General features: G+C 70.3%; 14 protein-coding genes. 3 read left to right on the top strand and 11 right to left on the bottom strand.

Annotated elements, in window-relative coordinates; translation table 11 throughout:
- Window positions 1-4 precede the first annotated feature (4 nt).
- Window positions 5-673, top strand: coding sequence for a GntR family transcriptional regulator (locus M3Q35_RS48075; RefSeq protein WP_273939358.1), 669 nt, complete (start codon window positions 5-7; stop codon window positions 671-673).
- A gap of 43 nt (window positions 674-716) precedes the next feature.
- On the opposite strand, the gene M3Q35_RS48070 is transcribed toward M3Q35_RS48075, so the two are convergent.
- The 6 genes from M3Q35_RS48070 to M3Q35_RS48045 all read right to left on the bottom strand — a co-directional run bounded on the left by M3Q35_RS48070 (window position 717) and on the right by M3Q35_RS48045 (window position 7,553).
- The gene (locus tag M3Q35_RS48070) at window positions 717-2,345 is read right to left on the bottom strand and encodes a M4 family metallopeptidase (RefSeq protein ID WP_273939357.1); all 1,629 of its coding nucleotides are present in this window, start codon (window positions 2,343-2,345) and stop codon (window positions 717-719) included.
- A gap of 144 nt (window positions 2,346-2,489) precedes the next feature.
- A complete protein-coding gene (locus M3Q35_RS48065; RefSeq protein ID WP_273944744.1) occupies window positions 2,490-3,680 on the bottom strand; it encodes a vWA domain-containing protein in 1,191 nt (396 codons plus the stop codon).
- A 2-nt stretch (window positions 3,681-3,682) separates the two neighbouring features.
- Window positions 3,683-4,888 (bottom strand): AAA family ATPase, encoded by a 1,206-nt coding sequence (locus tag M3Q35_RS48060; RefSeq protein ID WP_273939356.1) that lies wholly within the window; start codon window positions 4,886-4,888, stop codon window positions 3,683-3,685.
- A 48-nt stretch (window positions 4,889-4,936) separates the two neighbouring features.
- On the bottom strand, window positions 4,937-6,061 hold the full coding sequence (locus tag M3Q35_RS48055; RefSeq protein WP_273939354.1) for a hypothetical protein: 1,125 nt from the start codon (window positions 6,059-6,061) through the stop codon (window positions 4,937-4,939).
- 97 nt (window positions 6,062-6,158) lie between these two features.
- Window positions 6,159-6,755 (bottom strand): DUF4232 domain-containing protein, encoded by a 597-nt coding sequence (locus M3Q35_RS48050; RefSeq protein WP_273939353.1) that lies wholly within the window; start codon window positions 6,753-6,755, stop codon window positions 6,159-6,161.
- A 114-nt stretch (window positions 6,756-6,869) separates the two neighbouring features.
- Entirely contained in the window at window positions 6,870-7,553 is a 684-nt protein-coding gene (locus M3Q35_RS48045) for a DUF2306 domain-containing protein (RefSeq protein ID WP_273939352.1), read from the bottom strand.
- Between the two features lie 103 nt (window positions 7,554-7,656).
- Between M3Q35_RS48045 and M3Q35_RS48040 the strand changes: the two genes are divergently transcribed.
- A complete protein-coding gene (locus M3Q35_RS48040) occupies window positions 7,657-8,319 on the top strand; it encodes a TetR/AcrR family transcriptional regulator (RefSeq protein ID WP_273939351.1) in 663 nt (220 codons plus the stop codon).
- Here M3Q35_RS48040 and M3Q35_RS48035 read toward each other — a convergent pair.
- Genes M3Q35_RS48035 through M3Q35_RS48025 form a run of 3 tightly spaced genes read right to left on the bottom strand, consistent with a single transcriptional unit; the run spans window position 8,285 to window position 9,822 of the window.
- On the bottom strand, window positions 8,285-8,506 hold the full coding sequence (locus M3Q35_RS48035; protein WP_273939350.1) for a DUF7489 domain-containing protein: 222 nt from the start codon (window positions 8,504-8,506) through the stop codon (window positions 8,285-8,287). The genes M3Q35_RS48040 and M3Q35_RS48035 overlap by 35 nt on opposite strands.
- A gap of 58 nt (window positions 8,507-8,564) precedes the next feature.
- Window positions 8,565-9,173: a phosphatase PAP2 family protein gene (locus tag M3Q35_RS48030; protein WP_273939349.1), complete on the bottom strand. Its 609-nt coding sequence runs from the start codon at window positions 9,171-9,173 to the stop codon at window positions 8,565-8,567.
- A gap of 1 nt (window position 9,174) precedes the next feature.
- The gene (locus M3Q35_RS48025) at window positions 9,175-9,822 is read right to left on the bottom strand and encodes a class I SAM-dependent methyltransferase (protein WP_273939348.1); all 648 of its coding nucleotides are present in this window, start codon (window positions 9,820-9,822) and stop codon (window positions 9,175-9,177) included.
- Window positions 9,823-9,895: 73 nt separating this feature from the next.
- On the opposite strand from M3Q35_RS48025, the gene M3Q35_RS48020 reads away from it, so the two are divergent.
- The gene (locus M3Q35_RS48020; protein ID WP_273939347.1) at window positions 9,896-10,783 is read left to right on the top strand and encodes a helix-turn-helix transcriptional regulator; all 888 of its coding nucleotides are present in this window, start codon (window positions 9,896-9,898) and stop codon (window positions 10,781-10,783) included.
- Here M3Q35_RS48020 and M3Q35_RS48015 read toward each other — a convergent pair.
- Entirely contained in the window at window positions 10,780-11,490 is a 711-nt protein-coding gene (locus M3Q35_RS48015) for an SDR family NAD(P)-dependent oxidoreductase (protein ID WP_273939346.1), read from the bottom strand. The two genes, M3Q35_RS48020 and M3Q35_RS48015, sit on opposite strands and share 4 nt — an antisense overlap.
- A gap of 4 nt (window positions 11,491-11,494) precedes the next feature.
- Window positions 11,495-12,841, bottom strand: coding sequence for an MFS transporter (locus tag M3Q35_RS48010; protein ID WP_273939345.1), 1,347 nt, complete (start codon window positions 12,839-12,841; stop codon window positions 11,495-11,497).
- Window positions 12,842-12,848: the final 7 nt, after the last annotated feature.

Here is a 12,848-nt window from a genome sequence, read left to right as displayed (position 1 = left end):
GACCATGCCCACCAGCGCGAAGACCCGCACGGACGAGGTGCTCGACCGGCTGCGAACCGACATCCTCGGCGGCCGCTTCGCCCCGGGCGAGCGGCTGAAGTTCGCCCCGCTGTGCCAGGTCTACGACGTCAGCGTGGGCCTGCTCCGCGAAGTGCTGAGCCGGCTGGCCGAGCAGGGCCTGGTGCTGGCCAGCCCACAGGTGGGCTTCCAGGTCACGCCGATCTCGGTCGAAGACCTGCTCGACCTGACCCGAACCCGCATGGACATCGAAGGCCTGGCCCTACGCCGAGGCATCGAACGCGGCGACATGGCGTGGCGTGCCCGGCTGGTCGCGGCCCACTTCACGCTGGCCAACACGCAACGCCGCAACGAAGAAGACCCGACCCGGGTCACGCCGGAGTGGGAAGCAGCCCACACGGACTTCCACGACGCCCTGCTGGCCGGCTGCGAAAGCCGCAGACTGTATGCAATAGCCACGGCGCTGCGCACCAGCGCCTGCCTGTACCGGCGCTGGTCGGAAGCGATCGATGCCACGGACGCGGCGCGCGACCCGGCCCAGGAACACGCGACGATCCTCCAGTACACGATCGACGGCGACGCCGACGCGGCGGTCGCGGCGCTGGCCGACCACATCGAGCTGACGACCACGCTCATCGTCGCCGCACGAGAATGAGGCGCGGCCACCAAAGCGGTGGCCGCGCCTCGAAAAGCAACAATCAGGCGTTCTGGTTCAGCTGCGTCGCCTTCACGGCCTTGGCGACCTGGGTGCAGTCGGAGGTCGTGGTGCCGGCGACCTTGGCCCGCGCGTTGGTGGTGCACGCGGTGTTCAGCGCGTTGCCGAGGTCCTTGAACGTGGCGGTGGAGCGGAGCAGGTTCTCCACCTTCCACCACAGCGCGATCGCCTTGTCCTCGCCGATGCCGCGGATGGTCTGCCCGTTGAAGGTGTCGCCGTCGGTGATCAGGTAGTCGACCTTGCCCACGACGCCGGCGTCGGTGTGCTCCTCACCATCGGGCCCGACCCAGTACTGGCCGTTGACGCGGTCCGGGCCGGGGCCCTCGCCGGAGTTGGCCGGGGTCTTCATGTCCCGCACCTGGCCCAGCGACGAGCCGGCGCCGAGCAGCCAGCGGTTGGCGCCGGCGGCGTTGGGGTCGTTGGACTTCAGCGCGATGAACTTGCCGAACACGTCGGACATGCCCTCGTTGATCGCCGCCGCGTAGCCGCCGGCCAGGGCCGAGGTGTGCTGGGTGACGCCATGGGTGAGCTCGTGGCCGGTAATGTCCATCGTGGTGACGCCTTCACCGAAGGCCATCTGCTCGCCGTCCCAGAAAGCGTTGGCCCACGGGCACTGCTGGTGACGCAGGCCGTCACGCCCGGTGCTGATCTCGCACATCCGCACGGTGCCGCGCAGGGCCTTGCCCTTGCCGTCATTGAAGTTCGCGCCGATGTTGGCAGTCAGGTCGTAGCCGGTGTACTTGCTGTAGAACGACTGCGCCGCACCGAAGTAGTCATAGACCTTGTTGACGTCGGCGGTGGCGACGGCCGCCTGGCCCTCGCTGCGGGTCGGGCCGAAGGCCAGGCCCGCGCCGCAGCGGATGTCAGCCTCGGTGGCGACGTCGAGGTCGACGATCTTACGGTTGGCGTCGCACACCACGCGGTTGACAGCGTGCTTCGTTTCGCCCCAAACGGTCAGCACCTTGCTGCTCTCGGCGCCGACGACGACCGTCCACTTGTCCTCGGGGTCGGCCCCGTGCACCGGCACGAAGTAGGCCGGCACGGCCGCGGCCGGGGCGCCGTCGGTGGCCAGGCTCGAGTCGTACCAGTAGTTCTGGACGGCGTCGGCACGCAAACCCTTGGCCGTGCTGTCCTTCGCCGCGACGGCGGCGACGGCCGCGGTGCTGGCCTTGGCCTGCGCGGTGGCACCGACAGCCGGGAACGCGCCGGTGCTGCGCTGCGAGGTCTTGCCGACCGCGGCCAGCAGCGCGCCGGAGGCGTCCAGATCCTGGACGACCTGGGCGCCGAACACCGGCACGCCGTTGATCTTCTGCTGGAGGCGGGCCACGCTGCCGCCGGGCAGCTGCCGAACGTCCGAAAGCACCAGTTCGCCGACCGACAACCCGAACTGCTGAGCCAACTTCGCGGTGTGGGCCTGCGCCGCCGACGCCGTGCTGGCGCCGTTGGGCGCGGCGACCGGGGTGCCCGGCTCGACCGCGATGACCCGTCCCGCGCCGTCCGTGCTGACCTGGTCGCTCGGCGCGGACGTCGTGGTGGCGTCGGCGAGCCCGCCCGCGATGAGCGAGGACGCGGCCAACGCCGCCGCGACGACGGCTGCTCTGCTGGAGAACATATGGGTGGAACCTTCCGCAGGGAGGTCAGCTGGTGTGACCCGTGCGGAAATCCTGAGCGACCGTCGACAATCCTTTTAGGGCAGAAAGTCGGTCTCGCACCCGCCGAACGGCGGGTTGCCACGGTTTGTCGGATGTGCCGGAAATCAGCCGACCGTGACCACCTTCGCCCAGGCCGGCGGCTGATCGGGCACGTAGTCGGAGTCTTCCGGTCGGCGCGGCCGGTTGAACAAGCCGACCACCGTGCGGCACGACGGTCGCGCCACCGGCCACGGCGTCTGCCCGTCGGTCAGGGCCACGATGGCGTCCGGGCGGCCGCGCAGGGCAGTGTCGAACCCAGCGCGCAGATCCGTGCCGCCGCCACCGATCAACGGGATTCCCTCAGCCTGGCACAGCGGACCGGTGACGTGGACGGCGGCGTCGCAGGACAGCACGGAGACATGATCACGCCGACCGCCGAGCGCACGAGTGATCGCGGCGATCTCGAGGATGGCGCTGCCCAACTCGGCGTCGCTCACCGACCCGGAGGTGTCGACGATGACGTACACCCGGGGCGGCCGGCGGCGCAGGCTGGGCAGGACAACGCCGGGCAGGCTGGCCGATCGGCGCGCGGGCCGACCGTAGGTGTAATCCTCGCCGGCACCGGAAATGGCCGAGCGAAGTGCCGCGCCCAGCAGCTCCCGCCACGGCTGCGGCGGATGGAACGCCTCCTCGGCCCACCGCTGCCAGCCCTCCGGCACGTCGCCGGGGTTGCCCTTGATGCCTTGTGCCACAAGGAATCGGATGGCGTCCCGCTCGTGCTCGCTGAGTCCGTGCGCGCCGTCCGGGCCCAGATCCCACGGCCGCACCAGACCGTCGGCCCCGCTGCCGCATTCCAGCCAGGCCCAGTCGTCGGTCCACGGCCCGAGCGTGAACTGGCCGAGGTATTCCTCCATCAGCAGGCCGCTGGGCAGCTTGAGGTCTCTCGGGTGGACGGAACCCTTGGGGCGCGGCAGTCCGTGGCCGAACACGTCGTCGTTGATCTCGCAGTCGGCGGCGATGTTCATCCGCAGCCGCTCGCCCGGCCCGGTCAGCTCGTGCTCGGCCGCGTACCGGTCGCCGCGCCCGTGATGGTCGCGCAACAGGTGCGACACCTCGTGCACCCACACCCCAGCCAGCATGGCCAACGGCATACTGTCTACGAAACGCGGTGAGACGTAACAGCGCCAGTGTTCGTCCACGGCCATCGTGGGCACATGCTGTGATTCCACCGGGTGCAACGCGAACAACGCGGTCGCCAGGTACGGCCGACACCGGACGGCGTGCAGCCGCGCGGCGAAGAGCTTCTCCTCATCCATGGTCACTTGGGACCACCAACGGCTCGGTCGGCACGCTGCGACAACGACACCACACCGGCCAACCGCTCGATCGCCGCCGGGACCTGCCAGTCGTCACGGCGCAGCGCGGCCAGGGTGGTCGCCGGCACGACGACCAGGTCCGGCGCGCCGGTTTCCAGTGCCAGCACCAACAAAGCCCACGCCGCGTCCCAACGGGACTGATCGGGCCGCTTGCGCACGGCCGCCACCACGCCGTCGAGCACGGTCTGGCGAAGGTCACCGCGCTCGGGCAGGACGGCCGACGCCGGGTCGGCGAGCAGCGTCTCCGGGTCCGGCAGGTCCATCCGATCCATGCTGGCCAACAACTCCAGGCCCGGACCGTCGCCGACGGCGCCCCGCACCAGCATGGACAACACGTCGCGGGTGGTGTCGGCCGCGGTGGCGAAAGCAATCAGCCGCAACGTCATCTCCCAGCTCCGCGGCGACGGCCATGCCCCGCCGCGGCGGGTTTCGTTCTTCGGCAGTTGATGCACGAGTCCAGGGCGGGCGGCCAGAAGTTCGCACACGGCTCTGCGGGCGAAGGCCACGGAGTCGTGCAGCCGCCGCGGATCCAGCCGCGGCAGCGCCGCCCGCGGCCAGGTTCCACCCAGGCCTCGCACCACCACGTCGTGATCGTATGTCCACTGTAGATGGACAAAGCGATTAGCCAAGGGCGGACTGAGCTCCCAACCGTCGGCCGCGGACGAACGTGGATTGGCGGCGGCGACGATCCGCACGCCCGGCGGCAGTCGCAGGGTGCCGACGCGGCGTTCGAGCACGAGGCGCAGCAGCGCGGCCTGAACGGCCGGTGGCGCGGTGGACAACTCGTCCAGGAACAGCAACCCCTGGCCGGCCCGAACCAGTTGCACGGCCCAGTCCGGCGGGGCCATCGGCACGCCCTGCACGGCGGGATCGTCGCCGACCACCGGCAACCCCGAGAAGTCGGACGGCTCGTGCACGCTGGCGATCACCGTGGTCAGCGGCAGGTCGAGGGAGTCGGCGAGATGGTTCAGCGCCGCGGTCTTGCCGATGCCCGGCTCACCCCACAGCAGCACCGGCAGATCGGCGGAGACGGCCAGCGTCAAGGCTTCCAGCTGGCTGTCCGCGCGCGGTTCGGTGGTGGTGTCGTGCAGCAGGGCCAGCAGGTCGGCGGCGGCGTCCAACGCCGGATTTTCCATGGCAATAGGCATGTTTGGTCACCTTGGGGTCGAGTCAGGACCGCGCGAGGCGCGGTGAGGTCAGCGAGAGGACGCGTGGCGCGGACGGGCGCGAGAAGTGCGGACACGAGCGGGTGGATGCACCGCGAAGCCGGCGAGACCGGCGCGGTACAGCCCGTGCGCCAGCTGGCGCGCGGCTGTCTCCGCCTGTTCCTCAGGGCTCTGAATCGCTTGCAGGCAGGGAGAAGAGGTGCCGCCCAACGCGATCAGCAGTTCCTCGCGGCGAATCTCGTCGGGATCGTGGTCCAACGGGACGAGTTTCCCGTCCACCAAGGCGATTCGATGCGTGACACCGCAACACTGGATGAGGCGCGGGCCGTCCGGCGGCCGGGCCGAGTGGAGCGGCCGATGATCCGGCACTAGGGCCGACGCGACCAGCGGATGCAGCCGGTCGGCGTTGATCAGCCCACTGCGCAACAATTCCAGGTCGGGCGGCACCCAGATCGCGGCGTCCGGCAGCACCGGACCGGCACGGCCGGGCGCGATCTCACCGGTGGCGGGATTCAGCGTCAGCTGGTGCTGTGCGCTGAGCCGCACGGTGACGACGTCGTCCGTGCGACCCTCCGCGCGGAGCATCAACTCGGCCTCGGCCCGCCATCGATGCGACGCACAGCTGCCGGCGAGCCAGTGCCTGGCCCCGGACCGCTCCCCCAGCTCACCGGCCCGGCGCGCATCCCACAGGTGGCGGTGCAGATCGAGGCGAAAACGCCGGTCGGGATGGGGATGTGGGTGTCCGCCCGCCCCGGCTCGTGGCCGGGACGGGTCCCACAGCGCGAGGCTGATCCGCCCGCCCGCGGCCGCCCAGGCCGGCGGCGTGCGGGCCACCAGGTGCCGCGCAGTGCCGTACCGGGCAAGGGAAACGGTGAGACCCGGCCGCAACAGGCCATCGGTCACCCGCGGAAAATGCCAGCGCAGCAGGTCAGGAGCCAGGTGACGGAGATCGGCGCGTACCTTGGCGGCGAGCTTCCGGTCGAGGTCCCCGAGCCACAGGTCCACGTCGACGTGCGCGGCCGCGCAGGCCCCGGCCCAGTCGCCGGTCATCCGGCGGGCGGTCGCCGACTCGATCATCAACGGCGGCACGGCGGACTTGCGCACGCGCGCCCAGAAAAGGAGGCGGGAATCCTCGTTCGCGGTCAAAGGGTGCATCAGCACTCACCTTTGGCGAACGGGACCCCGATCTGCTCACGTAGGTAGCCATCGCGGCGAGAGTACAAGATCCGCGGGCCTGATCGGAAGGGGTATCTCACCAGGCGTCCGGGCTGACTCCCTGCATCGACGGCTGGAAGGTGCCCGCCTGCACCGACTTCAGGGCCAGCTCGGGGTACTCGGCCGCGTGGCCGTCGTCGCCGATCAGGCTGACCACGGTGGTCGGCGCGCCCGGGATGGTGAGGTTCGTGGTGGTGGCCACGTAGGTGTCGTTGTCGCCCTTGTCGCCGAAGATCAGCTTCACGCCGGCGAAAGCCGACTGCCCGGGCTGGATGGTGGTCCTGGTGGCCGCGCCGGGCTGGCTAACCCTCTGCACCGGAACCGCCAGGGAACCGTTGGCGGCGTTGAGGAAGCTCAGCGTCGGCCAGCCGTCCACGGTCAGCGGCCCGGTGCCCTTGTTCGTGACGACAAGGATTTCCGAGCCGGGCGCCTGCTGGTGGACCAGCTCCGCGCCGATCTTGCCCTGGACGTTGCCGGCGTTCCGCGCCGGCGCACCGGCCGCGACCTGAGATGCCGTGCTGGTGGCGCTGGTGTTCGTCGCCGCCCCCGTCGCGCTGGAAACGCCGCAGCCGGTCACCATCGCCGCGGTCGCCGCCAGTGCGGCGGCGCCGAGGATCGTCCGAATCCGAGTCATGCGCACCTTCCAGGTTCGTGGAGTCCTTGCAAGGTAGACGCGTGGGCCCGGCACAGGTTGATCGCCGACGCCGGTTCCGGTCGAACGGGCAACGCCGCTGCCCACGACGACCGGTCACGCCGGCTGGGCAACCGCGGCACGGGTGTCGCGCGGCCGACCGGCGCGGGTGCGCTGGACGATGAAGTACTCGGCGACGAGGACGTTGCCCAGCAGGGAGAGCCAGGCGCTCGCGGTGTAGACGTCACGGAACTGGAGGGCCGGGATCACCGGCATCAGCGCCGTGCCGAGCATGAGGTAGAGGCGCAGGGTGACGGCGGCGAAGGTCAGGGTGTAGTTGCGGATCATCCAGATCCGGTGCTGCCGCACATCGCCTCGCCGGATCGTGCGATAGCCCTGGTAGGCGGTGTACAGCCAGGCCACGATCAGCACGGAGAACGCGACCTGCAACGGAAATCCGCTGGGCGTGACCACAGTCGCGTACGAGGCGGCGGCCGCGGCTCCGAGAACCGAGATCAGGTAGACCCGCCCGGTGATCCGGTGCAGCCGAGGGAAGCGGGCCCGCAACCGGGGCACGAACTGCCATGGCCCGAGGACGAGCGTCAGCCCGGCGGGCACGGCGTGCACGACCAGGCTCGTGTAGTAGCCGACGATCGCGCGGTCGATCGGGATGGTGGAGCGGCCGAGCACGTACGGGGTCACGAAGTAGGCGGCGATGCCGGCCGCCAGCACGGCCAGCAGGCTCCAGAGAAACCACCACCAGCGGCGGCGAGCGGTCGGCGACAGCGTGGCAGTGGACATGTGAACTCCCGGGTGAGCGGCGATTACGGCCGTAAGGTTACGACCGTAACCTTACTCGCGCAACACCTCACACCGATAAGTTTCCACGTGTAAGCTCACGGCCATGGCCGACGAGGCGACTGCCAGCACCCGACCCCGCAACCGCCGCGGCGAGGGCGCCCGCCTGCGCGACGACATCGTCGATGCGGCGGTGGAACTGCTGGACGAGACCGGGAGCGAAAGCGCCGTCTCGCTACGTTCGGTGGCCCGCCGGGTCGGCATCGCGGCGCCCTCGATCTATCGGCACTTCCCCGACCAGCCGGCGATCATGCTGGCCGTGGTGCAGCGGGCCTTCGGAGAGCTGGAGACGTGCCTGCGCGACGCGACAGCCGCCGCCGGGGACGACGATCCCCGGCGGCGGCTGTATGCCTGCTGTTATGCCTACCTGCACTACGCGCGGGAGCATCCCGAGCGCTACCGAACCATGTTCGGCGGCGCCTGGATGCCCTCGCTGGGCGACACCTCCGTGACGGTGCAGGACGTCGAGACCCTGGGCGACGGCTGCATGCGACTGCTGACCGACGGGCTGCGCGACTGCGTCGCCGCCGGCATCTCCCAGGTCACCAACATCGAGGCCGACTCCGTCGCCTTGTGGTTGGGCCTGCACGGGCTGGCCCACCAGCGGGCGGTGACCGTCGCCTTTCCGTGGCCGCCGGACATCGCCGAACGCGTCATCGCCGCGCTGGCCCACCTCACCTCTTCGTCGGCTCCGAGCCCGCGGTCTTGACGATCCCGTCGCCCTCGGCCACCGAGTCCCACAGGCCGCGGTCGACGCGGATCTTCCTGGTCTCGCCGGTCGACAACCGCACGGTGAGATAGCGGTACAGGTTCGAGCCGTCGGTCAGGCCGCGCGACCGGTCGACGACCACGCCTTCCCACGCCTCGTCCGAACTGGGCTTTCGCGATGTGAACATGCCCCAAGTCTCCGGGTCCGCCGCTCCCCCGCGACTCGACCAGCCGGCGAAACCGCCATCAACCGTTCGGTTGATGGCGGACATCAACCAGCGTCATCGCGGCCACCAGCGCGGCGGCGATCAGCCAGCCGCCGATCACGTCGCTGACGTAGTGCACGCCGAGGAACACGCGGGTGAATCCGGTGATGAAAGGCACCGCAACGGCCACCACGGACCAGACCCAGCGGCGGGTCACCAGCGGCCAGGCCAGGCGCAACAGGACGGCGCACGCCATGGCCGAGGTCAGCGAGTGCCCGGACGGGAACGAGCCGCCGACGGCGTGCGACACCGGGTCTATCCAGTGTGGACGGTCACGGCCGATCAGGACCTTCAGCCCGCTGTCGAGAATGCCGGCCAGTGCCGTGGTGGCCAGGATCCAGACGGCTGTCCAGGGCCGACGTCGAGCCAGCAGCCAGAGGGCAAGAAAGATGAGGATTGCCCGGAACGTCCACGGCTGAAACACGTCCGTCCAGACCTGCGCCGCGGTCACGAACCCGTGATGGCTCAGGGCGAGGGCGTGCAGGCCGTCGGCGACGACGCGGTCGACGGCCAGCACGGGGCCGAAGGACGCCGCGACAGCCACCGTGACGACAACACTGGCCACCAGGAGGACCAGCAGCAACACCATGTCAGCAACCTACTGGACGCACCGCCCGGTAGTAGGTGATGGCGCCCAGCACGGGGTGTTGACGCGTCAGGGTCTTGTCGCAGTCGAAACCGGCCGCGCTCAACACCTTGGCGATGCCGTCGTCGTGATTGCCGGCCAGGTTGCCGGACTTCACCATACGCCGGGTCAGGAAACCGTGCGCCCCATGGGCGTGCCCGGCGAAGTCGACCAGGTGCAGCCGGCCGCCGGGTCGCAACACCCGCAGCACCTCGGTCGCCGTGGCGATCTTGGTGTCGCGGTCGAGGTGGTGGAACATCAGCGCCGACAGCACCCGGTCGAAGCTGTCGTCGGCGTAGGGCAGGTCCTGACCGTACCCGCGTTCGAAGCGGATTCCGTCGAGGCCACGGGCTTTGCGCTCGGCCCGGGCCAGGGCCAGCGGATCGGGGTCGGACCCGACGAGCTCGACCGAAGGATGCGTCCGCTTGGCCCGAATGGTCAGATTGCCGGTGCCGCAGCCGATCTCCAGCACCCGCTGCCCGGCGGCCAGCTCGGCCTGGTCGATCAGGGCCCCGTGCACGCGGGCCGCGCCGAGCAGCCTGGTGAACACGTCGTAGTACGGCAGGAGGGCGTCGCGGCCGGCGGCCGGCACATAGGGACGATGTTCTGTCATGCCTCCATGGTGATCCTCTGACAGCCAAGGATGCCGGGTCGATTGTTGGCGAAAGTAGGACTATCTTCGGCTCATGACCGACATGGCCAGGGCGGTCCGGTACCGCACCGGGGTACCGGTCTACAGCTACCGGACCACGCCGGGCGTGCCGCCGGTGTCGGTGCTGCGCATGGACGCGATGCACCAGACCGGCGACTTCCGGCAGCACATCCACGACTTCCCGGTGCTGATCTACATCGAGCGGGCCGGCGAGCTGGAGGTGGGCGTGCCGCCGACCCCGGCCGCCGACGGCGACGCGTACGTGGTGGCGGCCGGCGCGGTGATCGACCCGACGCGCGCGGCCGGGCTCGGCGCGGCGTCCGCACTGTACTTCGACCCGGCCGCGCTGGCCGGCGACGGTCAGGCGTCCTGGCGGGCGCATCCGCTGCTTTTCCCTTTCCTGCACGGGATCCGCGGCGGACTGCTCCGACTGCATGTGCCGCCGGACCGGCAGCCGGCGTGGACCGCGGCCATCGCCGGCATCGAACGGGAGCTGGCCGACCGCGCCGACGGCTACCAGCAGGCCGCGCTGGCCCACCTCACGCTGCTGCTGGTCGACGTGGCCCGGCTGGCCACCGATGTGGTCGGGGATCTGCGCCGCAGCAACGAAACCATGCTGGCCGAGGTGTTCGACGTCATCCAGCGCCGGTTCACCGAGCCGCTGTCGCTGCGGGACGTCGCCGAGAGCGTGGGCCTGACGCCGGGCCATCTCACCACTGTCGTGCGGCGGCGGACCGGGCGCACCGTCGTGGACTGGATCACCGAGCACCGAATGATCAAAGCCCGTCGGCTGCTGGCCGAGACCGACCTGCCGATCGGCGAGATCGCCCGCCGGGTCGGGCTACCGGACGCCGGCTACTTCACCCGGGTGTTTCGCGCTAACAATGGTGTGACACCAAGGGATTGGCGTCGGGCGTCCTAGCAGGGCACGCCGTCGCGGAACAGGCCGCCGGTGGGGCCGCCGGCCGGCAGCGTCGCGGCCCACACGATGCCGCGGGCGCTCTCGGCGGCGGATCGGTCGTCAGTGTCGTCGCCGCGCTCGGGATGGGTGGCGGTCGCGCCGGGATCGACGCCGTTGACGAGGATGGCGGTGTCCCGCAGGGCATGCGCGAGCACCTCGGTCAGCACGTTGAGAGTGTGCTTGGCAAAGGAATGGGCCGGGGCGCGCAGGCTGGCGCCGAGGTCGAGGCCGGCGGAGATCTGCAGGGCAGAGACGCTGGAAACGTTGACGATGCGGGCGGCCGAGGAGCCTCGGAGCAGCGGCAACAGGGTCTGGACCAGCCGCCACGGGCCGAGCACGTCGACGTCGAGAGCACTGCGGACGGCGTCGATGTCGGCGTCCAGGGCGGACAAAGCCGTGAAGTCGACGGGAAAACTGGCGTTGTTGATCAGCACGTCGAGCCGGTCGAGGGAGGCGGCGGCTGCGGTCATGCTGTTCGGGTCCACAAGGTCCAGACGCAGCGCGGTGGCGGTGTGGCCGGCCTGCCGCAGTGCGGCGGCAAGGGGCTCGGCCTGTGAGACGTCGCGAGCGGTGAGGACCACGTGATGGCCCAACTCGGCGAGCTGAGTGGCAACGGCGAAGCCGAGGCCGTGGACGCGGCTGACCCCGGTGATCAAACTAACGGTCATGGCGTTACTCCTTACTTGGCGTGCTTGGGCAGCAGTCCGACCAGCAGCAGGGCCAGCGCGAAGACGCCGGCGGTGATGGCGAACACGAGCTCGGCGGCGGCGAAGTAGCCGGCCGATCCGACACGGGCGAAGAACACCGTGCCCAGCGCGGCAACGCCGACGGCGCCGGCGAACTGCTGGGCGGCGTTGAGGACGCCGGCGCCGGTTCCGACCTCTTCAGGGTGGCGTCGCCGAGGATGAAGTCGAACAGCGGAATGAACAACAGGCCGGTGCCGAAACCCGTGACGAAGAGGGCCGGGGCCAGCCAACCGTTGTGCGCGACGGTCCACCACAGTCCGAGCAGGCCGACAATGGCGATGGCCAGGCCGAGATGCAGGCTCGAGCGACCGAGCTTCTCGGCCAGCACCGCGCCGGACAGCAGGGTGGCGACGGCCGTGCCAGCGGCCCACGGGATCAGCGCGAAGCCGGTGTCCAGCGGCGTCCAGCCGAGGCCGGATTGCAGCAGCAGGTTGACGACCAGCACAAAAGCGCTCAGAGCGGCGTAGAAGCCGGCGACGATCAGCAGGCCGACCACGAAACTGCGCTTGCCGAACAGCGAGCGGGTGATGACCGGGTGGCTGCTGCGGCGTTCGGACACCATGAACAGGCCGAACGCGACCAGACCGGCGGCGATCATCACGTAGGTCCACAACGGCCAACCGAGCTCACGGCCCTGGATCAGCGGCACGATGAGCAGCGCCGAGCCCGCGGTCAGCAGGACGACGCCGCGAACGTCGAGACGGGCCGTGCGGTCCTCGCCGGCCTGCCGGGGCAGCGTGAACAAGGCCAGGGCCAGCGCGACGAGGCCGAACGGGATGTTGATCAGGAAGATCGACCGCCACCGGCTGCCGAACAGGTCGAGGTGCAGCAGCCAGCCGGCCAGGATCGGGCCGGCCACGGTGGCCAGGCCCATGATCGGGCCGACCGGCATGAAGGCGCGGCGCAGCTGGTGCGGCGGGAAGACGATCTTCACCAGGGCCATGCCCTGCGGGATCAGCACCGAGCCGAACAGGCCCTGGAGCACGCGGGCGCCGATCAGCAGGCCGACGCCGGGTGCGAGGCCGCAGGCCAGCGAGGCGAGGGTGAAGCCGGTCAGGCCGAGCAGGAACAGGCGGCGACGGCCGAGCAGGTCGCCGAGGCGGCCGGAGGTGATCAGGCCGATGGCGAAGGCGGCGGTGTAGGCCGACAGCACCCACTGCAAGGTCATCTCGCCGCCGCCGAGGTCGGCGCGGATGGACGGGCCGGCCAGGTTGGCCACGCTGGTGTCGATCAGGTCCATCAGCTCGGCGACGACCACGACGACCAGCACCACCCAGGGC

Origin of the sequence: Kutzneria chonburiensis, assembly GCF_028622115.1 — a bacterium.
In the GTDB taxonomy this organism is placed as follows: domain Bacteria; phylum Actinomycetota; class Actinomycetes; order Mycobacteriales; family Pseudonocardiaceae; genus Kutzneria; species Kutzneria chonburiensis.
Note: the sequence above shows the minus strand (reverse complement) of the source record. Positions and strands in the feature narration are given on the sequence as shown.